The 25,341-nt window shown below is 40.0% G+C and carries 14 protein-coding genes; 13 read left to right on the plus strand and 1 reads right to left on the minus strand.

The genetic code is table 11. The features are described from left to right. The first annotated feature begins 29 nt into the window (after positions 1 to 29). The 4 genes from L696_RS0113860 to galU all read left to right on the plus strand — a co-directional run bounded on the left by L696_RS0113860 (position 30) and on the right by galU (position 9,781). Positions 30 to 1,943, plus strand: coding sequence for a stalk domain-containing protein (locus L696_RS0113860; RefSeq protein WP_025684172.1), 1,914 nt, complete (start codon positions 30 to 32; stop codon positions 1,941 to 1,943). A 582-nt stretch (positions 1,944 to 2,525) separates the two neighbouring features. After that, positions 2,526 to 5,036 carry a U32 family peptidase gene (locus tag L696_RS0113865; protein WP_025684173.1) on the plus strand — a complete coding sequence of 837 codons (2,511 nt, stop codon included), beginning with the start codon at positions 2,526 to 2,528 and terminating at the stop codon, positions 5,034 to 5,036. Positions 5,037 to 5,327: 291 nt separating this feature from the next. After that, positions 5,328 to 8,768, plus strand: a complete 3,441-nt coding sequence (locus L696_RS0113870; protein WP_025684174.1) for a DEAD/DEAH box helicase — start codon at positions 5,328 to 5,330, stop codon at positions 8,766 to 8,768. A 119-nt stretch (positions 8,769 to 8,887) separates the two neighbouring features. Beyond that, positions 8,888 to 9,781 carry a UTP--glucose-1-phosphate uridylyltransferase GalU gene (gene galU, locus L696_RS0113880; protein WP_025684175.1) on the plus strand — a complete coding sequence of 298 codons (894 nt, stop codon included), beginning with the start codon at positions 8,888 to 8,890 and terminating at the stop codon, positions 9,779 to 9,781. A 77-nt stretch (positions 9,782 to 9,858) separates the two neighbouring features. On the opposite strand, the gene L696_RS0113885 is transcribed toward galU, so the two are convergent. Continuing rightward, a complete protein-coding gene (locus L696_RS0113885) occupies positions 9,859 to 12,315 on the minus strand; it encodes an O-antigen ligase family protein (protein WP_025684176.1) in 2,457 nt (818 codons plus the stop codon). 135 nt (positions 12,316 to 12,450) lie between these two features. On the opposite strand from L696_RS0113885, the gene L696_RS0113890 reads away from it, so the two are divergent. From L696_RS0113890 to L696_RS0113930, 9 genes are all read left to right on the plus strand, one after another. After that, a complete protein-coding gene (locus L696_RS0113890; protein ID WP_025684177.1) occupies positions 12,451 to 13,254 on the plus strand; it encodes an ABC transporter permease in 804 nt (267 codons plus the stop codon). Beyond that, complete coding sequence (locus L696_RS0113895; protein WP_049827382.1) at positions 13,251 to 14,555, plus strand: ABC transporter ATP-binding protein; 1,305 nt, start codon at positions 13,251 to 13,253, stop codon at positions 14,553 to 14,555. The genes L696_RS0113890 and L696_RS0113895 overlap by 4 nt, the downstream gene beginning before the upstream one ends. A 4-nt stretch (positions 14,556 to 14,559) precedes the next feature. Then, positions 14,560 to 15,549 (plus strand): class I SAM-dependent methyltransferase, encoded by a 990-nt coding sequence (locus L696_RS0113900; protein ID WP_025684179.1) that lies wholly within the window; start codon positions 14,560 to 14,562, stop codon positions 15,547 to 15,549. After that, positions 15,549 to 17,045: a hypothetical protein gene (locus L696_RS0113905; protein ID WP_025684180.1), complete on the plus strand. Its 1,497-nt coding sequence runs from the start codon at positions 15,549 to 15,551 to the stop codon at positions 17,043 to 17,045. The genes L696_RS0113900 and L696_RS0113905 overlap by 1 nt, the downstream gene beginning before the upstream one ends. Before the next feature lie 9 nt (positions 17,046 to 17,054). After that, positions 17,055 to 19,385: a glycosyltransferase gene (locus L696_RS0113910; RefSeq protein WP_025684181.1), complete on the plus strand. Its 2,331-nt coding sequence runs from the start codon at positions 17,055 to 17,057 to the stop codon at positions 19,383 to 19,385. Between the two features lie 111 nt (positions 19,386 to 19,496). Further along, positions 19,497 to 22,217, plus strand: a complete 2,721-nt coding sequence (locus L696_RS0113915; RefSeq protein WP_025684182.1) for a YfhO family protein — start codon at positions 19,497 to 19,499, stop codon at positions 22,215 to 22,217. A 27-nt stretch (positions 22,218 to 22,244) separates the two neighbouring features. Then, positions 22,245 to 24,260 (plus strand): glucosyltransferase domain-containing protein, encoded by a 2,016-nt coding sequence (locus L696_RS0113920; protein ID WP_025684183.1) that lies wholly within the window; start codon positions 22,245 to 22,247, stop codon positions 24,258 to 24,260. A gap of 96 nt (positions 24,261 to 24,356) precedes the next feature. Further along, positions 24,357 to 24,779, plus strand: a complete 423-nt coding sequence (locus L696_RS0113925; RefSeq protein ID WP_025684184.1) for a sugar 3,4-ketoisomerase — start codon at positions 24,357 to 24,359, stop codon at positions 24,777 to 24,779. After that, positions 24,776 to 25,330 (plus strand): acyltransferase, encoded by a 555-nt coding sequence (locus L696_RS0113930; RefSeq protein ID WP_025684185.1) that lies wholly within the window; start codon positions 24,776 to 24,778, stop codon positions 25,328 to 25,330. The genes L696_RS0113925 and L696_RS0113930 overlap by 4 nt, the downstream gene beginning before the upstream one ends. Positions 25,331 to 25,341 lie beyond the last annotated feature (11 nt).

Below are 25,341 nucleotides of genomic sequence, written 5' to 3' on the forward strand. Positions count from 1 at the left end.
ATATCAAATATAGCTAGAGGGAGATTACTGTGAAGCATATTCAAAGAAAAATGATGTATAAGCTGGGAGCTGGCGCGGTTGCATTGTCCGTTCTGCTATCTGCTTTGCCAGCAGTGGCGGCGGACAGCGATAAACCGATCTTGGAGCTACGTCTGCAAGGCGGCAGCAACACAGCCATCGTGAACGGTCAGAATGCCAATATTGCAAAACCCTATTCAAAAAGCGGTGCGTTGATGGTTCCGGCTGGTGTGTTCAAAAAAGCATTTAACAGCAAAATTCGGCTGGCCGAAGATAATGTGGTCAAAATTAGCAGCGGTGCTCGCATCGTATCGCTGACCATCGGTAGCCGTACTGCCTGGATGGGCGGTCATAAGGTAACGCTCCCCGCTCCACCGGAAATGTCATCAGGTGTCCTGATGGTTCCGCTGCGTCAAGTAGCAGAAGGCCTCGGAGGCAAGCTGGAGAAGAATGGTGCGGGCATTGTCATTCGGATGGAGGCGCAAGAAGAGGCAGGCACGGTAGCTGAAGAGACGCCGAGCATTGATAACGATGAGGGCAAGACGCAGATCGGGAACAGCTACTACGATTGGTCCATGAACTATCCAACAGGGCTGGTCATCGGTCAGGGTGGCGGGGATGAGAGCATTTCCACATTTATGGACGAGAATAGTGCGTATTATATGGAAGTGCATACAGCCCCACAGCCGGTCCCGTTGAATGCGGACGATTTGCTTCAACAACTGGTGCAAGCCGCCAAGGAGACGGGAGAAATCGTTATAGATCGAAAATCCTTCCCGAAATCAAAGGTACCTTATGCGCGTGTCATTACGAAGGACGGAGACGGCGTGCTGTGGGAAAACCGTCAGTATTATGACAACGGAAGATTGTATGTGATTTATTTTTCCGATGCCAAAGCAACGAACTATAAGGATCTCGCACAGTATGCGGGTCTGTTAAATTCCTTCAAGACCTCCTTCAATGCACAGGATAAAAGCATTAAAGACCTGTCGACCGTCGTAGGGGGAACACGTGAGGCTGGAAACCCGGACTATGGTGTGTCGCTTAGCATACCGGCAGGTTGGAAAATGGACGATCAGCGGATGCAGTACGAAAGCAATGATGGATCGAGTTTCCGCTTGAACGTGACTTCAGCTCCTGCTGATGCCACGTTGGAGAACTGGAGCCAACAGCTGCAAAAGTGGCTGAGTGATTCATTTGTATCTACAGCTTATGAGTCCCAGAAGACCTATCCACTTGAGGTTGCGGGGGTTAAGGGGCTGGTTCAGGAGTATCGATACAACTTTGGCGATGGATGGGTTAAGGAATACAATGTGCTGATTCAGCAAAATGGATACCGCTATCTGGCTGAATACGCTGTGCCGGAAAAAGTGAGCAAAGGGAATGATCAGTTCAATGCGCTCATTTCCTCGCTTCAAATCGATTTCCAAACCGTAGCGAGCAACTTCGGACAACTGGAAGAGGACGACTATCTGGCAGACAAAACGAAAACGGTCAAAAAGACTTCCAAAGCCTATGCGTACACGGTGAATATTCCACGATACTGGACAGCGATCAGCGACCAATTTGAATTGGGTGATGTGGAATACCAGTTTACTGGAGGACGCTTCTCTATCAAGGTTGACAATGACCAATCGTTCGAGTTAACGGTATCCCAGCTCAAGGACTTTTACGATAAGCAGGGTAAAAGCTACAAAAACCTCAAGGTTGAAGAGGTTAAGGACGTGACGTTCGCCGGGGTTCCGGCAGCTTCCTTTACATTCCACCGTGTGGAAGAAGGCATTGGCTATACAGGCCGCCAAATTGTTCTGGAGCGTGACGGAAAAACGTATACCGTGGCAACGACGCTGAATGACGCGAACAATACGGCTGTGCAGTCTACTGCACTGGATTCGACGCTGAATTCGTTTAATTTTGTGAAGTAGAGGGTGTAGGGAAAGGATTAGCGAGTTATGGTGGGGAGGGGCGCTACGCGCGCCATTTGATCCTGCGATCGCTGTTGACCCGGGATTCTTGGATTGTATAAGGGATTGAATAGTAAGAATCCCGGGTCAAAGGCGAACGCTAACGCTTCTACGGATTCAAATGGCTTGCTCCGCTGGCACCCGCCGTAAGATCGCCAATCTTTTTAAAGAGTGAGTGAGGTAGGAAGGTCAAAGGCTGTTCAAGCATCTCCCAAGCATCTCCAATGTACCGTTTGACGGGATTGGGGGTGTTTTTTATTTTTAGTATGATATTTTTGTAAGGAATCGCTTGGAAAGTGTAGAAGCTTGGGGCGCAGTCTGGTACACTAGATTAGTTACAAGATAAGAATGATTATGCCGCAATGTTTGTCATGCGGATTTTTTGAGTTGGATGTCAATGATCCCGTGAGCCTATGGTTCAGAGTAGGGATGATCGGATAGGATGATAGTTCATAGGATTTTAAAATAAGCAGCATCGCTGCTCTGGAAAATAACGCTTTACCAAAGAATAATAAGTTATTTCTCAGTCTAGGGAGGACAATGATGAAATCAGCAGTACGAAGAGAAGATGTCGAGCTTCTGGCACCAGCCGGTGACTGGGATTGTATGCGTGCGGCGGTAGCGAATGGAGCCGATGCGATCTTTTTCGGAGTGGAAAAGTTCAACGCACGGGCGCGGGCGAACAATTTCCGTATGGATGAGCTGCCTGAAATTATGGCGTTTTTGCATAGCTATGGGGTTAAAGGCTTCTTGACATTCAATATATTGGTGTTTGAAAACGAGCTGGAGGATGCCAAGGAACTGGTCGATGCCTGCGTGGATGCAGGTGTGGACGCGTTGCTTGCACAGGATATGGGCTTGGTGAAAATGATCCGCGATATTTCGCCGGATTTTCCGATCCATGGCTCTACCCAGATGACGATTACCTCGCCGGAGGCGGTAGAGTTTACGAAACCGTACAACATTGAGCGGGTCGTGCTCGGACGTGAAAATAACTTAAAACAGATTCAAAAAATAGGTGAGCAAGCGAGACTTCCGATGGAAGTATTCGTGCATGGCGCGTTATGTGTATCTTACTCGGGTCAATGCTTGACTTCTGAAATGTGGGGCGGGCGCTCTGCGAACCGTGGCGAATGCGCACAGGCATGCCGTTTGCCTTACGATCTGATGGTGGATGGCGAGCAAAAGCCGATGGCCGACGTGACGTATCTACTGTCACCTAAGGATTTGGCTGCCATTGATCTGCTGCCGGAGTTGATTGGCGCGGGCGTCATCTCTTTTAAAATCGAAGGACGACTGAAAACGCCTGAATATGTAGCCAACGTGGTCAGCAAGTACCGTAAGGCGATTGATAAGTATTTTGAAGGTGACACTTCCAAGACCAGCAAAGAAGATATCCGCGAGCTTCAGCAAAGCTTTTCACGCGGCTTTACGCACGGGTTTCTGGAAGGAACGAATAACAAGAAGCTGGTTGACGGTACGTTCCCGAAAAGCCGGGGTGTTTATCTGGGTCGGGTGGAACAAATCCTTCGTGACGGCGTAGTATGCCGTATTGATGCGCCGCTGAAGCGTGGCGACGGCATTGTATTCGATGCAGGAGATCCTACGCAAAAAGAAGAAGGCGGACGCGTATACGATATCCGTCGCAAGGGTGTAAAGATCGAAGGCGAAGCCGGAGAAGGCTGGATCATCGACATCGTAGCGGGACGCAACGATGTGGATCTGCGCCGTGTACATGTCGGCGACCGCATTTGGAAGACCAACGACCCGGCGCTGGACAAGCGTCTGCGCCAGACGTACGAGACCGACAAGCCGTACCGTGTCTTTCCGGTACATGTGCGTGTCAGCGGCTCTCCAGGGCAGCCGCTGACGACCTGGTGGACCGATGTGCAGAAAGGCACGACGGTCCGCGTGGATTCCGAGCTGGAACTTGAAATCGCCCAGAAGCGTCCAATGACGCGCGAACTGCTCGAGGAGCAGTTCGGCCGACTGGGCGGAACGGTGTTCCAGCTGGAAGAACTGGACGTCCACCTGCATGGGGACGTCATCGTGCCGATGCGCGAGCTGAACAGCATCCGCCGTCAGGCGGTGGAATTGCTCGCGGGCGAGCGCCCCAAACCGCCCGTGTACACGAAGCGGGCGGTAGAGGTGTATGGCGATGCATCGGTTCCCGCATCGCCAGTGGCACGCGGTCAGGCAGAGCTGACCGCGCTGTGCCGCAGCCTCCCGCAGGTTGAGGCTGCGCTGGAGGCCGACGTGGAGTTCATTTACGCCGACTTCGAGTTCATTAAGCAATTCCCGGCAGCCGTAGAGGCTGTACACGCCGCAGGGCGTCGAATTGCGCTGGCGACCCCGCGTATTCACATGCCGGGTGAAAACGGCTACCACAACAACATCCTGCGCCTGAAGCCAGATGCTGTGCTGGTACGCAATCCGGGGGCACTGTATTTCTACATGCGACATCGGTTGGAAAATCCGGACGCACACCATCCGCAATTGATCGGTGACTTCTCGCTGAATGTCGCCAACCACAAAGCGGCAGATCTGTTCCTGGATTCAGGCTGTGACCTGGTTACGCCGTCGTACGACCTGAACATCCAGCAAATGGTCGATATGCTCAGACGCACGCGTACCGATAAGCTGGAGATCGTGATTCAGCAGCATATGCCGATGTTCCATACCGAACATTGCGTATACTGCACCTTCATGAGCGAAGGCACGGACTACACCAACTGTGGACGTCCATGTGAGGACCATCGCGCATCCCTGCGCGACCGTATTGGTATGTCTCACCCCGTTCGCGTGGACGAAGGCTGTCGCAACACGGTATACAATGCCATCGAGCAATCCGGCGCCGAGTACCTGTCCAACTTTATGGAGCTGGGTGTGTCCCGCTACCGCGTGGAGTTTCTTGAGGAGACCCCGGAGCAGGTACGAGAGGTGATTGACCTCTATAACCGTGCCCTGCGCGGAGAAATCAGTGGTACACAGGTCTGGAAGACGCTTAAAGCGACGAACCAGTTGGGTGTTACACGCGGGCAACTGGTCAAGTAGTCTGTGTGATGCATACGTAACTGCTACAGTGTTTGAAGAATTATACTGACATTCAGCATGACGAACAAAGCAGACCATTGCCCTTTCCGGGAAGTGGTCTGCTTTTATGTATAGCCAATGAGGCGGCCCTTTTTTTAATATCTTTCCGCGTGTCCAATTGCGCAACTGTTGTACAATGGACTTACAAGTGTGCTGAACATGTAGAACAGCTACCATTTCCAATAAGCTCAAATGATTCAATTATATTAAGGGATTTTGCGAAATTTTCATGGATACAAGGAGGGAGTGTAAATGAGTCATTTTACATTGCAGGATGTGCGTGACATTTGTGGGACAACGGCATACAACAAAGGGCGGGAATATGTCGAAAAGGGCAGAGTTACGTCATTAAAAATCAATGCCCCATGCACCCGAATAGCTGCTGGAGTAAAGGGGAGTCGCAACTATCAGGTCCATATTGATCTGGATGAGTTCGGTCTGGACGCCGAATGTACCTGCCCTGCCTATCAAAACAGCTACTATCATGAGGGATGTAAGCATATTGCCGCAGTGCTGATTGCTGTACATCGAATGATCAAGGCCGGGACGCAGAGCCAAATTATTGTACCTGACTATCAATTGGATATTCCAGCAGCGGGACAAACCCAGCCAACCTCCATTTTTGGACCTGATTCACTTCTATCAGCTCCACCTTCCCGGCGACCTGCTACACGTTCTGCTATTGAGCCATTCCAGCAGATGATATCCTATCGTACCGCCGATCAACTGATGGAGCTATTCAAGCAAACTGATGAATCGGGGGACAACGGTTTGTCGCCAGCTGGCAGCGAATTTACAACCACCCATCAGGAGAAGCTCCAGGTTGAATATATTTGTCATGTAGAGGATAGCTCATATAAAGGTGAGCAGATCAACATTGAGATGAAAATAGGGACGAGGCGAACTTATGTGGTGCAGAAGCTAAGGCCATTCTTGGATAGTGTGGAAAAAGGGGAGTCTTTTCACTTTACGAAGTTGTTTTCCTACGAACCAGCAACGCAGTATTTTGCCCATGCAGATCGACAGTTGATGGAACTTCTGATTCACATTAAAAACGGTGAGCGGATGTACAAAGAACTATTGAACCCCTATAGCTTATCAGACAGCTTTGCCGGAGATGCTCGTGCTATGTTCATTCCTCCCATGAACTGGCCTGATGTGTATAAGCTGCTCCAGCAATGTGATTTTGTGACCTGGGAGGGGAAGGGAACGCTAGGCAATGGTCAAATCACGGCTTCTGATGAAGTTTTACCCATAGAGTTTAATATTGCTCCAGGCGTTAGCGGTGGCTACAAACTCAATGTCAATGGATTGCAGGAAGCCGCTTTGCTCCCTTCCTACGGTTTGACTGTTAGCTATGGGAAGATTTTCGAAGAGAACCCGCTGAAGCTACGGCGACTTGCCAAAATGAGAGATACTCTCTCGGCCTATGGAGGTAAAAGTAGCGTGGATATATCGGCAGCCCAGATCGAGCCATTTGTACAGCAGACGCTGCCCGTGTTACGCAAAGCGGGGAAGGTAAGCGTAGATAAGCGGGTCAGAGAACGGATCGCCGAGCCGGAATTGGTGAGTAAAAGCTTTGTTGATCGGGAGGAAGGCAAGCTGTTCGTACGGTTAGAATTTGATTATGAGGGCATTCTCCTGAATCCTTTGGATGAAAAAGGAAAACAACGTGCTGACAGTAAAATGATTTTAATACGAAATATGGACAGTGAGCGTCGGGTACTGCATGTTCTGGAGTCTTCACGTATGCGCAGGAACGGGCTCCGATGGATTGCCACCACCGATGATGAGATCTTTGATGCTCTATATCATGTTCTGCCTGAGCTGGAGGAACTGACCGAGGTATATATTTCCCAATCCGCCCGAGGCATGCGCTATGACCCTGCCAGCAGACCCAAAATCAAAGCGGAGCTGACTAGCGAGCTGGACTGGCTGAACGTGTCTTTTGAACTGGAGGGGATGAATCAACAGGAACTTCGGGACATTATGCTCAGTGTTGTGGAAAAGAAAAAATATATTCGTCTGCGCAGCGGTGCTTTTCTGTCACTGGAGGGCGAGGAATATGCGACTTATGGACGTATGGCCGAGGAACTGAGTGTCAAGCGAAGTGACGTGAAGGGTGGTACGGTCAAACTGCCTGCTCTACAAGCCCTTCAGTTGTCCGACGATATTCAAGGTGCCAGTTCACTTCGGATGGGCAAGCATCTGCGCCGTTTCCTGGAGCGTTTGCGTCATCCCGAGCGGCTGGAATATGATCCACCGGAATCCTTGGCAAATGTGTTGCGAGATTATCAGGTACAGGGTTTTCAGTGGCTTAAGAGCCTGTCTTTCTTCCGTTTTGGCGGGATTTTGGCAGACGATATGGGCTTGGGGAAAACGCTGCAAACGATTGCTTACATCTGTTCCGAATTGGACAGCCACGCAGAGATCGGGAAGCAAACGGACAAGTCGTCCTCGCCTGCCCAGGCTTCCATGCCTGTACTAATTGTTACCCCGGCGTCTCTTACGTATAACTGGGAAAATGAATTCAAGCGCTTTGCTCCCCATGTTCGTGTAGAGGTCGTTGCCGGACAGAAGGGGGAGCGTAGCGGCTTGCTCGCCACGGTAGAAGGAGATCAAGGGCCAGAGGTCATAATTACCTCCTACCCGCTGTTACGACGCGATTTTGAATGGTATGAGAACAAAACGTTCAGCACGCTCATTCTGGATGAAGCCCAGGCGATTAAAAATGCAGGCTCCCTAACCGCTCAATTGGTCAAGCAGCTGTCAGCTCCGCGCCGTTTTGCTTTGACGGGCACACCGATTGAAAACTCATTGGAGGAGTTATGGTCCATCTTTGACGCTGTGTTCCCCGGCCTGTTCTCGGGTCGTAAAAGCTTCAGGGACATTCCGCGTGAGCAGCTTGCACGTATGGTCTCTCCCTTCATTTTGAGACGTCTGAAAGAGGACGTGCTTGAGGAACTGCCGGATAAAATCGAAACTGTACAACGTTCAGAGCTATCCGGAGAGCAAAAGAAGCTCTATGCCGCATACCTGTCTCAACTGCGGGATGACACCATTCAGGACTTGCAAACAAATGGATTTCAAAAAAGCCGTATGAAAATTTTGGCAGGGATTACCCGGCTGCGCCAGTTGTGCTGTCATCCCTCCCTCTTTGTGGAGGATTACCAAGGCTCCTCGGGCAAGATGGAACAGCTGCTGGAGACCGTTGCCGAGGCACGCGCCAGCGGTAGACGTATGCTCGTCTTCTCCCAGTTCACCAGCATGTTGGACATAATCCGTTCCGCACTGGAAAAGGAGGGGGCAGGAGTATTCTATCTGAGCGGTAGCACCCCTGCACGTGACCGTGTAGATATGTGCCGCCGCTTTAACGAAGGAGAGAACGACGTGTTCCTGATTTCCCTCAAGGCAGGTGGAACAGGTCTGAACTTGACCGGAGCCGACACGGTAATCTTGTACGACCTGTGGTGGAACCCCGCCGTCGAGGAACAAGCCGCCGGACGCGCCCACCGCATGGGCCAGAAACGTGTCGTTCAAGTCATCCGTCTCGTCGCCGAAGGCACCATTGAGGAGACTATGCTGGAGCTTCAACAGCGTAAGAAGGACCTTATCAAGGACGTTCTAGATCCGGCCGAAGGCCCATCATCCACACTCACCGAGGAGGACATCCGGGAATTGTTGAGGGTATAGTAGAGGAAGTCCAGTACATGTCGGAAAATATAGCATACACTATTAAAATAGTTCACCTTCTTGCTATAATCATAGACAGTATATCTATCCGTTATATTGAAGACAAAGGAGTTTAACCCATGAAAATCCGTAAAGCAATTATTCCTGCTGCGGGATTAGGAACCCGTTTCCTTCCTGCTACCAAAGCGATGCCTAAAGAAATGCTTCCCATTGTAGACAAACCAACCATTCAATATATTATTGAAGAGGCTGTTGCATCTGGGATTGAAGATATTATTATCGTGACAGGTAAAGGTAAAAGAGCGATTGAGGATCATTTTGATTACTCATTTGAGCTGGAGCATAATCTGGCCGCCAAGGAAAAATGGAATCTGCTCAATGAAGTGCGCAAGCCATCAGAGATGGCAGATATCCACTATATTCGTCAGAAGGAACCTAAAGGGTTGGGACACGCTATTTGGTGTGCACGTAAGTTTATTGGTGACGAACCCTTTGCCGTGCTTTTAGGGGATGATATCGTTGAGTCTGAGAATCCATGTCTCAAACAGATGATGGACGTTTTCGACGAGTATCAGCGTTCTGTTGTAGGAGTAAAACAAGTAGATTGGAACGAGGTTCATCGTTACGGGATTGTTGAGGGTCATGCACTTACCACCAAAATCTCGGAAGCAGAACGTCTGGTAGAAAAGCCGAAAAAGGAAGAAGCAACCTCCAACTTGGCGATCATGGGACGCTATATCTTGACACCTGATATTTTTGATATCCTGGGTCAGCAATCCGCAGGTGTGGGTGGCGAGATACAATTGACGGATGCTATATCCAAATTGAGTGAGATCAATCCGATCCTGGCCTATGAATTTGATGGGAACCGTCATGATGTTGGGGAGAAGTTGGGGTTCATAGAAACAACCATCCATTATGCTCTGCAGCATGATGAGATTAAAGATGAAGTGCTGGCTTATATGAGACAGATTATTGAAGAGATAGATCAACAAAAAAAAGTATCACCGTAATAAGCCCCTCTTCCTCAATATAAAAAAGAGACTGCCAGATGATGTGTTATATCACGGCAGCCTCTTTTTGTGGTGCTCTATTTCTCCGATTTCAACTGAGCGATTTGCTCTTTCTCCTTCGGATCAGCTTTAATCAGCTTGTCGTACAAAGCTTTGTCATCCTGTCCCTGCTTTTGCAGAGCGACGATATAATAGCGAGCCACCTCACGATTCGTAGCATCACTCAAATCGTCCTTCAAGCCGTTTTTGAGGATGTTGGCAGCCTCTGCAGGCTTACCTGACATGAACTCAATTTTGCCAGCACTGAGCGCAATGCTTGGGGTTACTTCAAAAGTACGTGTCAATTGAATTTCAGGTGGAACCGTCTTAATATGAGCTACCCCATCCAGAACCTGCTGGTAAGCAGCAAGACCTGCTTGGAAATATTTCTGCTCCTTGGCCGTGTCCTTCTGCTCACGTGCCTGATCACCAAGAGAATAAGCTTGAGTGATCAACATATTGTACCAGTCATTGTCCCATCTAAAGTTGGAGATGTTATTTTCCAAAATGCTGAGGGCCTGCTCATTCTCACCTTTTATTTGTAAAAGGTTAATTTTGGAGTTATACATGATTTTATTATACGGCTCTGCCTTCAGGCCCGTATTTAGCACCTCTATTGCAGCAGTATAAAATTCCTCTTTTTTCGTTTGCTGATAAACACTCTTGTACAGTGCAGCCAGTCTTATAACCGAATCCGGATGTGTAGGCCGAAGTTCAAGATCTTTATTAATAGCACTTTGAATTTCCTCAAATGATGTGCTGACCGCCATGATCTGTTTGGCAGATGTGGCAGCATTAGCCGATTGCACGAAGCGAAGACCTGTAAATAACACGACGATACTCAGGATACCAATGACTGCACTGTACGTGATCCGAAAACCGGAAGCACTCATGGACAAGCGCTTAAGAGGCTTGCTGTCCATAGCAGCGGCCATACCACCGAGACTCACAAATACCAGTATGCCCATGAACACGTAACTGAGATTAAAGTCCAACAAGCTATGAAGTAGGATCGAGAGTGCCACAATAAGATACAAAAAGTGAGAATCGCGTTCTTCATCATTCTGTCTAATATAGTTACGAATATATTTGTAGAAAATATATAAGATGAATGACATGAAAATTACAAAACCGAGAATGCCAACTTCAACCAGGTACTGCATAAAAAAGTTATGGGCCTGACGGCTGGTATAAGGATAATCTTGGTATTTTTCGTATAAAGTTGCCCAACCACCACCGCCGCTTCCAATAACAGGGTGATCCTTAATCGATTTGGCAGCATCCTGATAGAATACAAGTCGCTCTAGTACACTATGCTGCCGGAAATTGATGTTTTCTAAACGGACCTGGACGTTATCAGGCAGTACGCTGCGCAGGCCGGTTCCAATAAACAGAAAAGCCAGCAAGCCAATCACCACAACCGATCCGACAGGTAGCCACAGGTTGGACAACTTCCGGGAGGTCCAACCTTTGAGGGCATTCTCCAACTTTGGTGCCAGATAACGTTCAACAAGCCACAGTACGACAGCAACAGCAAGGGAGATACCAATAAGTAATCCCCAAGCCTTGGCCGCCTCTCCGCCGTTGTAGGTCTTATTGAGTTGTAATCCCATATTTGTAATTGGAGTCAAGATTGATATTGACGCTACACCAGCAATGGCGCAATGCAAAATCCATATAATCTGGCGTGCAGGTTTAAAGAAAAGCAAGAGCAGCACGAATACGACTGGCAGCATTACCAGACCGCCCCGTGATAAGGTCAGGAATAGCGAGACCAGAATTGGCACCAACATGAAGCCATGAGTAGCCTTGCCATACCATGATTTTGATTTCATCAGACAAAAAACGGCAGCGAATAGGAAAGCCATTAGAAAGGCGGCATATGTATTCGCATATTGAAACACCGATGTCAGCCGGAGCCCATTTGTATCTGTCATGACTGCATTGGTATAACGGTTTTGATAAACATATTGGCTAAACCAACCTACCAGCTTGCCGGTAAGCACCCACTGTCCAAACCAGTTGATAAAGCCAAAGCCGACAATGACATAAGCAACAGTCATAATCAGATTGTGAATAATCTTATTGCCTAACCGATCCTGAAGTAGATAAATTGAGATGATAAACAGAGCGGCATATATGCACTGTACCACCACCATATTCATGGCCAGGTAATGAGAAGCTGCTGAAGTTAGTGAAAGCACATAAGTCAGGGGAAGCAGCAGTACCAATACAGCCAGCCAATCCCTTTGCTCTTCCAGCTTGAATTTCTTATAATAAGATACGATTGCCAAGATCAATAGAATCGAGGCGATGATGACAGCCCAATAGAGTGGCTTCTCAAAATCAAGCATTTGCCCATTAAAAAGTGCAGCCTGGAAGGGGGCCCAAGCTAAAAACAGAATGATGCCAACAATTAACACCCAAAACATAGCCGGCCTTTTATCGTCACGGGTCGACGTTTTGGCCTGTTTCCCGTATACTGGATTCGACAAGGTTTACAATCTCCTTTTCTTGTAGATACGTCAATATTTTAGCATAATGACGCGATGGAACCAACTAGCAGTATATCAAGGGGATATTCGGTTGTTTAGTTAAAAACTTAATTATAGGAAGAAGAGATATTGAGTATGTATTTAAGAACAACACTAAAAAGTATTTTTCACCATAAATATCTTATTAAAAATTTTATGGTTAAGGATCTAAAAAATCGCTATCAAGGTTCCATGATGGGTTTCCTGTGGTCAATCATCCACCCGTTGACAACTCTTGCAGTCTACTCACTAGTCTTCTCATGGATGTTAAAGATGAGAGTGGGTATGGAATTAGGAACCAATAACTTTACACTTTGGATGTTCGCAGGGTTACTCCCATGGATTTTCTTTTCAGAAACTCTTAGCCGCGCTACCTCAGTTGTGCTTGATAATAGTAACTTAATTAAGAAAACAGTATTTCCTTCTGAAATTTTGCCGATTTCTTTGTTGCTTTCTAACGCGGTGAATTTTCTAATCGGTTTTCTAATATTAATTTGCGGTATGTTTTTCTTAGGTCAACATGTCTCGGGCCTTTCGTTACTGTATGTATTGGTATATATATTCCCTTTGGTGTTGTTTACTCTTGGATTCTGCTGGTTATGTGCCAGTTTAAATGTTTTCTTTAGAGATTTGGGACAGATCGTAAGTGTAGTTTTAAATATTGTTTTTTATGCTAGCGCAATTATATATCCTATACATGTTGTACCACAAAAATTCCAAGGTTGGTTTTTCTGGAATCCGTTAATACATGTTGTACAAGGAATAAGAGATGCTTTGTTTAAATTACAGTTCATTGAGGACGGTGAACTTATTTATCTTTATACATTTTCAATTATAGTGTTTTGTTTGGGGCAATATATATTCCAAAAATCGAAAAAAGGATTTGTTGATGTACTATGATGAAAAACGACTTGGCAATAGAAATTGGAAATATAACGAAGACATATAAAGTATACAATAAGCCTTATCATAAATTGCTTGAGATCTTCAATTTAGGAAAAAAAAATACTGAAATAAACGCTTTGAAAGGAATCTCTTTTAAAGTGGAAAAAGGAAAAACATGCGGTATAGTTGGTCCTAATGGTTCCGGAAAAAGTACACTTCTTCAGATCCTCACAGGAATTCTGCAGCCTACATCTGGATTTTTTAACGTTAAAGGCAGAATATCTGCACTTCTAGAGCTTGGTGCGGGGTTTAATCCGGATTATACTGGGAGAGAAAATATATTTTTATATGCTTCCATACTAGGAGTAGAGAAGAAAGAAATTGAAATGAAAATAGATGAAATTATTGAATTTGCTCAAATTGGTGACTTTATTGATAGATCAGTTAAAACATACAGCAGTGGTATGTATGTGAGATTGGCATTTGCGGTTGCCATCAATGTGGACCCTGATATTCTAATTGTTGATGAGGCGCTCGCAGTAGGAGATGAGAGTTTTCAAAGAAAATGCTTTAGAAAGTTCGAGGAACTAAAAGAAAAGGGCGTCACTATATTGTTCGTAACTCACAGTTTGGGACTAGTTAAACAATTTTGTGATGAAGCGGTTCTAATTTATAAAGGGGAACTTATCGAGCAGGGACACCCGAATCATGTCATAAATGTATACACTAAGCTAATTGCTGAGATGGAAAATGGAGTGAGAGGCACTAAGCCAGCAGAAAAAGGTAAAGATATCCCTATTTTGGGTGAATCAAAATTGTTGGATAGCGAACAAGTTCCTTCAGAGTATAGATACGGCAATGGGGAAGGGAAGATTATATCCTTTAGGTTAGATGGCGAAGACGGGAATAAATCGAGAATATACAGGCATGGGGAAAAAATAACAATCTCCCTTAAACTCCAGTATTACAAGGATACTTATTCTTCTCTTGCTGCCTATACGATTAAAACTGTTTCAGGGGTCGAAATAACCGGAACGAATACCAGTTTTGAGGGTTTAGATTTAAAAAATTATAAGAAAAATGATATTTTAAATGTCGTCTTTACTCAAAATACAATATTAAATGCAGGAGATTATGTAGTATCTTTGGGATTTATTGAATTAGTTGATGATAACATCGTAGTAATGGACAGAAGATATGATGTTTTAACTTTTAAAGTCGCAGAAACCAAAAAAGCAGCCGGCCTTGTAGATCCTAAAGTTGAAATACACGTAAGAAAAGTAATGAATAACTTAACTTTAGAGAGCTCGGAGTGATCTTATGAATGATTTATTCAAACAAATCTATCCTATACATGAAGGGATTTACTTATGTTCTGAAAGCGGCCACTATTATTCTGATTTGGATAATAAGCGGATGAGTAAACTAGTTGCTGAATGTATCTCTAAAGGGTGGAGAACGGCTGTTAAAGAGAATTTTTATGATAATCCATTTCTATTTAACATCATTACGGATGAATCCAGAGCAGACTGGCAGTATCTATTGCCATTGACAGAAGATTCAGTTGCATTGGACATTGGTGCGGGATGGGGGACTATTTCAGTCCCGCTTGCACGTAATATTAAACATGTTGTTTCATTGGATGGAACCTTGGACCGTCTTCAATTTCTGTCTACCAGAGCAAAGCAAGAAAATATAGAAAATATTACGGTTATTCACGCAGACATATTTAAGCATCCTTTTAAAAAGGAGAGTTTTGACTTAGTTTCCTTTAATGGAGTTTTAGAGTGGGTTGGACTTAATGATCTGGGACAGAACCCACAAGAAAGACAGAAAGAGGCTTTAAGAATAGCCTACAGTTTACTCAAACCTGGAGGCTATCTATACATTGGGATTGAAAACGCTCTAGGGCTAAAATATTTGCTTGGCGAACCTGACGATCATACAGGCATTAAATACATTAGTTATTTGAGCAGAGAAGAAGCCAACGAAATGAATTTAAAGTGGAATAAAAATGAATATAGCACCTATACGTACACAAAACAGGGCTATCAGCAACTGTTGGAGGTTTCAGGCTTCAGTAACATTGACTTTTTTTATCCGCATCCAGATTACAAAAGAATTGAATTTTTGTACAATCTGTCCGAAAAAAACGTATCGAGCTATTTAGTCGAATTTTTACGTTACACAAAATCCAGCTCTTCAATTAGTGAACGGGTAAATGATTTGGAGAAGTTTCTAATCGAATATGAACAGTTAAGTCCATTTCCTGCTTCTTATAGTATCTTTGCTCGTAAGGAGGAGAACTAATGATACCTCAGATTAAAAATTATCTAGAAACAAATTGGAATCAATTCTTTGAGGTTAAACCCTCTAATCTCCAATTTCTTTTATTATCTAATCCTCAAGGGAAAAAGATCACTCATGGAAAATGCACAATACTTATTTTTAAAAACTACGAAACCAATCCTACCCTAGTCGCTAAATTTTTAAGGGATAGTAAGGGACGCCAGGAGAAGATCGTTGGAGAATATAAGATTCTTGATAAAATTAGTGGTTGGGGTCGTGCTCCTCAACCTTTTGATTTGTTAAGAATAAACAATCGGTATGTCTCATTTGAAGAATTTAAGCCAGGCATTTCCCTTAAGTCGAGATTGCAAAGGACGGTCAATAAACTATCTTTAAGAGCCTTGGACGATGTTATTGCCCAGATTCGCTCAGATTTTCGTAACACCGGAATATTATTGAACGACTTTGGAAGCATAGAGATGCCGATTCTAGAAGTGGATGAGAACAGTAACTATGCACACAGAGCACTAGAAAACTATAATGCTTTAACTTCTTTATTAGGTTTATCCGATATCAATCTTAAAGAATTAAATAAGATAGTTGAGGATTACAAGGAAATCAATCAGCCAACAAAAATGGTACATTTTGATTTAACCCCATCAAATATTTTAATAGATGAGGGGGAACTTAAACTCATTGATTTTGAATTCAGTACTCCGTCTAAAAGCTATTTTCTAGATCCGTTTAGATTTAGTTTTTATTATTTTTATTTACTATATGAATTAAATTTGTTCCGTGGTCTTTCATGTGAAGCGAGCTTTTATCATTTTTTTGTGGAAAATGAAATCACACAAAGAATAGTTCATGAGTTTTTTGAGGCCACCATTGAAGGGTATAAGCAAGAATCGCTTTTTAATTACATGTCTCTGTTTTTGTTGAGTAATTTACAACTTCAAATAGATGAAACTGATTTTATTAATGATGACTTTGTTGTGCAAAGTAATAATCTATTGACTATCTCGCTGGATATTCTCCAGAATAATGAAGTTAATTTGTCTGTTTATGAGAGTAAAGTAGTTGAAATGACTGATGAAGAGGTTAGAATTGAGTATGGAAAATGCCAAAAAGTAATCGCGAATTACGAAGCCGCAATTCAGGAAAAAGATCAACAACTGACACAAAACCTCGAATATATAGAGCATTGTCATAAGGTGGTAGCCGAGAAAGACAAGGAACTATTGAAAAATACTGAATATATTAAGCATTGTCATGCTACAATTACTGAAAAAGATGGGCAATTAGAGGAGAATAATCGATATATCTCCTTGTGCCATGATTCAATAAAAGAAAAAGATGAGCATTTAGCGGTTTTACAAGAGGATATCTCACAAAAAGAACAAACACTTGCAGACTTGAAAGCGCAGTTGGTGCAGCATGAACAGCTTATTGCGAGCTTGCAAGAAAAACTAAATCAGAATCCTATAGTTAGAGCTTTTCAAGAATTCAGAAAAAGGTGAGAATTAAAAATGGAAGTGCGATCCTGTGATATTATCATTCCCGTGTATAATGCACCAGAAGAGCTAGAAGAATGTGTACAGTCATTATTCCGTTATACTAATTTAAAAGAAAATAGAGTTGTAATTATTAATGACTGTAGTCCAGATCCTAAGGTGAATGAATATCTTGATACCTTAGATAAACAGGAAGGTTTAATTATCCTGCAAAATGAAGAAAATCTAGGTTTTGTAGGTACGGTTAACAGAGGTATGTCCTTCTCACAGGAGGATGTAGTACTGTTGAATAGTGATACGGTCGTTACCGCTGGATGGTTGGAAAAGATAAAAGAGGTGGCATATTCAGATAAATCTATTGCAACAGTTACACCGCTAACAAACAATGGAAGTATTTGCTCTGTTCCAAAGTTTTTAGAGGATAACTCAATTCCAGAGGGTTATACAGTTGAAAGTTTTGCACATTTTATTGAGAATATCTCTCTAAAAGAATATCCTGAAATACCTACAGCGGTTGGTTTTTGCATGTATATCAAAAGAGTGATCATCGATGAAGTCGGATTGTTTGATCAGGAAACATTTGGAAAGGGATACGCAGAAGAAAATGATTTTTGTTGCAGAGTAATTGAGCATGGTTATAAAAATGTTCTTGATGATCACACATTTATATACCATAAAGGCTCTATGTCTTTTAAAGGCGACAAACTGGCCTTACTAAACAAAAATTTAAAAACTTTAAATGCCAGATATCCTTATTACGATAAAAATGTTCATGATTTTATTGTTAAAAATCCATTGAAACGTATACATGAGAATGTAAACATTAGATTACCACATTATGTTGATTCTTACAAAACCCGCGGCAATATACTTTATGTTCTTCACAATTTCTTTGACGAGAGCTATACTCAGCCAATTGGTGGGACAGAGTATCATGTTAAGGATATTGTTTCGGAGTTAGAGGATTATTACGCTTTTGTATTAGTGACGAATGGAAATGAGTTGGTGCTAAAGCAGTATCTTAAGGGTGATTTTATTGCAAAGTATCATTTTCCTTTACGTGATTCTATCTCTATACAACATTTTCATCATCAAGAATATAGTGAAATTGTAGAAAAAATTTTGGGGACGTTTGAGATTAGCCTTGTGCATATACACCATTTGATCAGGCATTCTTTTGATATCCCTCATATTGCTCATAAATTTAATATACCAGTAATTTTTACTTTGCATGATTACTATTTATTCAGTCCTAAGGTGAATTTGTTAGATGAGAATAATAAGTACATTCTAGAGAGTGGAAATGAAGAAGACAAATTCAATTCTTCCTTAAGAGTTGCTTATGGATTTCATACTCCATTTATAAAGAAATGGAGAGAAAAAGTTGAAGAGATGATTAGTAAAGTAGACCAATTTATTACACCTTGTGATTTTTCAAAAGATTTATTTATAAAGTACTTTCCTTCATTAGAAAGCAGAATTTCTGCTATTGAACATGGAGTCACTATTGAGAATAATTTAACAGGTTCTGAAATTTCATATGAGAAATCAGATAAAAAAGAAAATAAAAAATGGAATGTTGGATTTTTAGGAGGGCTTGCACCTAATAAAGGTAGTGATTTGATTTATAAATTAATCACGAAATACCCCAGAAAAAATATTATATGGCATTTAATTGGTGGTTTAGGTGATCAGCGACTAAATATGTTAAGTCTAGATAATGTTTATAAACACGGAGAATATAAAAGACATGAGTTAAGCAATGTCCTTAAAGACAAAGAACTTGATTTAGTATGCCTTTTATCTCCGTGGCCAGAAACCTTTTCTTATACACTTTCAGAAGCCTGGCTTCATAATATACCAGTTTTGGTTACACCAATGGGAGCTTTAAAAGAACGAGTTGAGCATGTTAAGGGAGGATGGATCACACCTTCCGTTAATATTCAAGCGATAATAGAGAAGCTTGATGAAATTATTAGTGGTGATGTATATGAATGGAATAACATAAAAGATAACATTGAAAAACATAAATTTAAAACAAAACAAGAAATGGTGCAACAGTATGTTGACTTATATAATGAAATTTCTTTTGCAGGTGCTGAAGTGAGGGAAAGAGTTTCATTTAAAAACAAAGATGTATTGACTTCGTTGAGGTATTACCTCCCAGTGGACGAAGGAAAATCATTTAATGAATATTTCAATCAGATTGATGAACTTGAACAACAAATAAAAGCTATGAAAAACTCCATAGGATGGAAGGTTCTTGAGAGATTAAGAGTCAAAGAAAAATGGGTTTTGAAGCTTGGAAAGAAAATGATTTATGTTTTATTAAAATTTAAAAAATAAGATAATATTACTCTTTCTCTTAAGTAAATCGGAGAAAGAGTAATTCTTTGTAAAAGACTGATTTCTCAAAATGATAACACGTCTTTGTGATAGAGAAAGGAGAATAGATAATTGGAGAAGTTAAAGGAGAATGAATCTAAAGCTATATATATTATTTTTATTATTCTGGGAGCCGTATGTATTTTTTTGTATTGGAATTTTCTCTCTTTCTCTAAATTGTATGTATATACTGATTCTGGAGCTGATACTATAAATAGCTATTGGCCAATGTTAAGTAATCTAATGTATACATTGAAGCAAGGAGAACTTCCATTTTGGTCTTTTAATATGGGGATGGGAATGGATATGTATACATCCAATATTTTTATTGGAGATCCTTTAAACTATCTACTCTTGTTTATAAATGTTGATAATTTTGCATATGGTTTTGGATACTTGGCAATAATCAAAATATTAATTTCTGCTGTGATATTTTATAAATTGATTTTGCGTTTTAATATTAGTTTCTTTTCCTCTATTATAGGTACAATTTTATTCGGGCTAAATGGGTATATGATTTTATGGGGGCAACATTATCAATTTGCCAGTGTGATGATATATTTTCCATTATTGATTTTATCGTTCGAAAGACTATTAGTTAACAATTATAAAAAAATGTTTATATTCTCTGTTTTTTTGATTGCGATTTTTTCTTATTATTTCCTTTTTATAATGTCTATATTTTTACTGATTTATGCTACTTTACGTTATTTAACTCTTTCAAATAAAACTTGGAAGGGCTATTTTGTATTAGCCTTCAAAACAATATTATATTATTTAATTGGAATTATGCTCGGAGGATTCATCTTAATACCTACGATAAAATATGTTTTATTAAGTCCAAGAGTCAATGGAGGAACTCTACCTTCTATTTTTGATTCTTTGACTTATTACTTATCCGCATACTTTCGTTTGTTCTCAAATAATACTTTAGGTATTGGTAGTGAATTTTTAGGAGTAATATTTTATTATGATGCCCCCATCTTATATTCAAGTATAGCTTGCTTATTACTGGTGCCTCAGTTTCTTTCTCTTTATCCGAAAAAGTATTCAGTACCTGTAATAATTTTGTATGGAATCATAATTATTTTCTTGGTATTTCCATTTTTCTCTGCTATGTTAAATGCTTTCAGTAAGGTGTATTACCGTTGGACATTTGTCATCGTATTTTTTAATATATTTTTTTCTGTTTTTGCTTTTGATAAAATCATAGAAAAAGGCCGCCTAAACATCAAATTGTTGTATTCATCTTTTATAGTATTATTGTTACTCGGTTTGTTAGCGTATAACTTTTCGATTAACATAATGAAGTGGAATTTAAGTGGGACTCCTAACTATTTTATAATAATCAGTTTGTTGTTCTTGTTAGTTTATACCATACTGTTATCATTCGTTAATAAAACGCAGAAACTTGCCTATATTAAATTTTCTTTTGCTATATTACTCATTGCTGAATTATTGATCAATTCGTATAGTACTATAAATAACAGACCAACTGTGGGTTCCAATTCCATTCAAAATAATCAGGGATATTTCGATTGGACCAAGAGGGTAATAGAAAACATCAAAGTAAATGATAATTCATTTTATAGAATAAAAAAAGCATATTCTTCAGTACATTTAAATGATGCTTTAATACAGCAATATAATGGTTTTAATAGTTATAATTCTTTGAATTCACCCTCATATATAAATTTCTTACAAAAAATGGATATTAACTTAGGAATGGGGACTCTTTTGATTAATGGTTTAAACAATAGACTATACCTAGAGAATTTGTTTAGTCAAAAGTATTATTTAACTAAAGATGATAATACTACTATACCATTTGGTTATAGGTTCAAGAAAAGAATACACGATATACAGGTGTATGAGAACGAATACTGGTTACCTTTGGGAATCACCTATGATAATTTCGTAACAACGGAAGAGTTTATGAAATTAAATAATTTTCAACGAGATTTGGTTATGCTACGGGGGGCAGTTATTGAGCCAAATAATGTGTTGTCAAAGAATATGGTACATCTAGATAGGCGAAATATCCAGCAAACACAAACAACAGAAAAGAAATTACAAACTGCTCTGAAAGGAAGTAGTAATCTAAAAGTTTATGAAAACAAATTTCCTAAACTTTTAAATATTGAAGCTACTAATACGGATCCTAATATAATTATGAGTTTAAAACAGAGCCATTCTGGTTTTTTTAGAATTAAATTCGATGTTTCTTCCAATCAGTCTACTGAAGGACAAATTTTTTGGAGCAAGACTACTCAATTCAATGAGGCAAGTTCAAAAAAATTTAATTTAAAACCTGGTGATAAAACTTATGCAATAGACTTGGGATTTATTCCAAATATATCAAATATTCGGCTAGATATATCTAATAGCCCGGGAAATTATACAATTAAATCATTTTCGGTATACAAAAAAGATATTGATCCTAACTACACAGACTATATAAATGTTTTGAAAAAAGATTCTATGAAAGTAGAGACCTTAACCAATAATCGGATAATAGGAAATATTAATTTAAATAAAAATAAATTGCTGTTCTTATCTATACCTTATGATGAGGGATGGAATATCAAAATAGATGGAACGGCATCCCAATTATTTAAAGTTAATTTAGGGTTTATAGGTATAGAAGTTCCAGCAGGAAGTCATAAAATAGAAATGTCATATGTCCCTCCAGGATTATATACAGGAGTAATTATTTCTTGTTTTGGGCTAATGATATTGATAGGCTTAGTTAGCTTTAGTTTTATAAAAAGATTCAGAGTTCAAACAAGTTAAATTACTTATTTAAGGAGATTAATTATAATGCTTGAATTAACAAGGGCCTTTTCAGAATTGAAAAATGAATATAATTCATTAATTTTTTATTTAAAAAATAATAAGCTAATGTGTTTAGTTTTAATATTCTTTTCTTTGCTTGCATATGGATTTCCACTTACTCACTACACACTATCTATAGATGAAGAAAAAGCAATGTTTAGAGGAGATAGAAACATCTCGATTTGGAGTGATCAAGGTCGCTATGGAATCTCCCTTATCAAACTATTATTACATTACCAACAAGGAAATTCTGTAACAAACACATATTTAGCAGTCGTTTTACTAATTGTTACAGCTATACTTTGGTCATATATGTTTAGTGAACTAAAAATAAAAGAAAGCTATAAAAAACAAAATTTAACAGGAGTTATAGTTTCTTTACTGTTCGTTACTTTTCCTTCTTATGCTGAAAATATTGGCTTCTCTATGATGAGTATAGAGTTAGGAATTGGATGGATAATGATTTCAATCGCTACTTTATTAACTACAAGATGGGTAATCTTTCACGCCAATAATTATTATGTAATTATATCCATATTTCTTGTTGTATTTGCAACTTCTATTTACCAATCTTTTATACCAGTAATCATATGTGGCGTACTATTAATCACTCTAATTCACTTGAATTCATTGTATATTCAAAAAATCAACATATCATTGTTACAGTCTATAAAAATGTTAATAAAATACGGAATAATACTTTTGATTAGCTTAGTGATTTATAAAATTATTGATAAAATTGTAGGTGCATTCATACCGCCATCAGCCTATATTTCTAATTTTTTTCTCTGGGGAAAACAGGATTCAGGAGTGATTCTAAGAGAACTGATTCATCATTTTGAGCAACTTATCTTTGGAAAGGTGATATATGGGAGTGCAATTATACTTCCAAGCATGCTGATCATATTCTTGATAATAGTGATCTATTTTATAAGAGTAATAATGAATAAAGCTTTAAGAAATACAGGTCTATCTATGCTTCTTTTTTCTTTAATATTTGTAACGTGTCCATTTCTAATGTCTTTACTACTTGGGTATCCACTCCAGATTAGAGTTAATATTGTCTTACCTTTATTTATTGCAAGTGTTTGGTTGTTACTTTATGTAACTATATCAAATAGAATTTTTGGTAAATTTATTATTATTTGCGTAATATATTTGAGTTTCTACCAATCTATTTCTGTTTCACAACTTTTCTTTGGTGATTACAACAGATATCAGGAAGATGTTAAACTAGCAAATCAAATTGGTGGCCGCATCCAAGATCTGAATTTAGGTGATTTTCCTTTAGAACCTGTAGTTTATGTGGGAAGTCATAAGCATCCCACTAGAAAAGATATAATAAAACAAGAAGTTCTGGGATATTCTTTTTTTGAATGGGATGATGGTAATCAAGTTAGAATATCTAATTTTATGCGCTCTTTAGGATATGATTATAAATTTCCAACTGATCAAGAGATTGAAACAGCATTAAAAGAATCAATAAAAATGCCTACCTGGCCTGATCGTGAATCAATTGCTTTGATGAAAGGACTGATCATAGTTAACTTGTCTGAAGATATGGATAATTATAAGATTACTGTGTTCCAAGATGAGAAAGAAATTACGTTCAATTCAACAATTTATAGGATGGATTTTCAAAAAACTAAGTTAGAAAGCTCACCAACCTTGACATATAAATTTATTAATTCTAGCCTTTCTCTTAATTCTCAAGAAATCGATCCTCTTATATCATTATCATTAGATCATGCTTATAATGGAGATACGTTCAAATATATATTAATTAAACTTGAATCTAACGTTGAAGGGGACATGCAAGTTTATTTGAGAACAAAAGATGGTGAATACTCTGAAAAACTTAGCACTTTTATGCATTTAAATAAAGGAGATAATTCAGTTTATCTTAAATTGCCAAATGTAATGAACTCTTTAAATTCTTTAAGGTTGGATCCACCTAACAACTCTGTAATCAATTTAAAAACAATTGAATTAGTTAACTGATTCATTTGTTAATTAATATTTTTCTATCTAGAAAATAATGAAATTGTATAATTGAGTTCTCGGAAATCTGCTAATATTCAATGAATGGAGGATATTATGGGGAATAATTTATCTATACAAAATGAGAGTGTAGTCATAAATACAATTGAACTAGGTGATGAAAGAGGAGCTTTAACTGTAATCGAATCTATGAAAACAATACCTTTTGAAACAAAGCGTGTTTTTTATATTTATGAAACTGCTCCTGGTGTACGTAGGGGATTCCATGCTCATTATCGCACCAGGCAAGCACTAATAAGTGTATCCGGTAATTGTAAAATTCATTTAGACAATACCAAGCGCACATTAGAAGTGTTATTAGATTCGCCAACTAAAGTGCTGCTTTTAGAACCTAATGACTGGCATGAAATGTATGATTTCTCACCTGATTGTGTTTTGCTAGTGTTAGCTTCAGAGCTATACCAGGCAGATGATTACATTAGGGATTATGACACATTTATTGAGGTGTATAAATCATGAAAAAATATTTTGCACATCCCCATGCAATTGTAGAATCAGATAATATAGGGGAAAAAACTAGAATATGGGCTTTTTCTCATATATTACCAGGAGCTGTGATTGGTCGAAATTGTAACGTTAATGATCATACTTTTATTGAAAATGATGTTACACTTGGAGATAATGTAACAGTTAAATCGGGTGTTTATATTTGGGACGGCATAACTATTGAAGATAATGTTTTTTTAGGTCCTAATGTAACTTTTACTAATGATCTAAAGCCTAGATCAAAGCAGTATCCAGACAAATTTTTAAAAACTAAGGTTAGAGAATGGGCTTCAATTGGTGCAAATTCTACTATAGTAGCGGGACATACAATTGGCAAATATGCTATGATTGGAGCTGGATCTGTAGTTACTAAAGATGTTCCTAATAATACTTTATGGTACGGTAATCCTGCTAGATTTCGCGCTTATATTTGTAATTGTGGGGAAAAATTAGATCGACAATTACTTTGCCCGAAATGTAGAAAAAGCTATTTATTGGTTAATGGACTTATTCAAGGAGAATAATATTTTACAAA

Origin of the sequence: Paenibacillus maysiensis (assembly GCF_000520815.1) — a bacterium.
In the GTDB taxonomy this organism is placed as follows: domain Bacteria; phylum Bacillota; class Bacilli; order Paenibacillales; family Paenibacillaceae; genus Paenibacillus; species Paenibacillus maysiensis.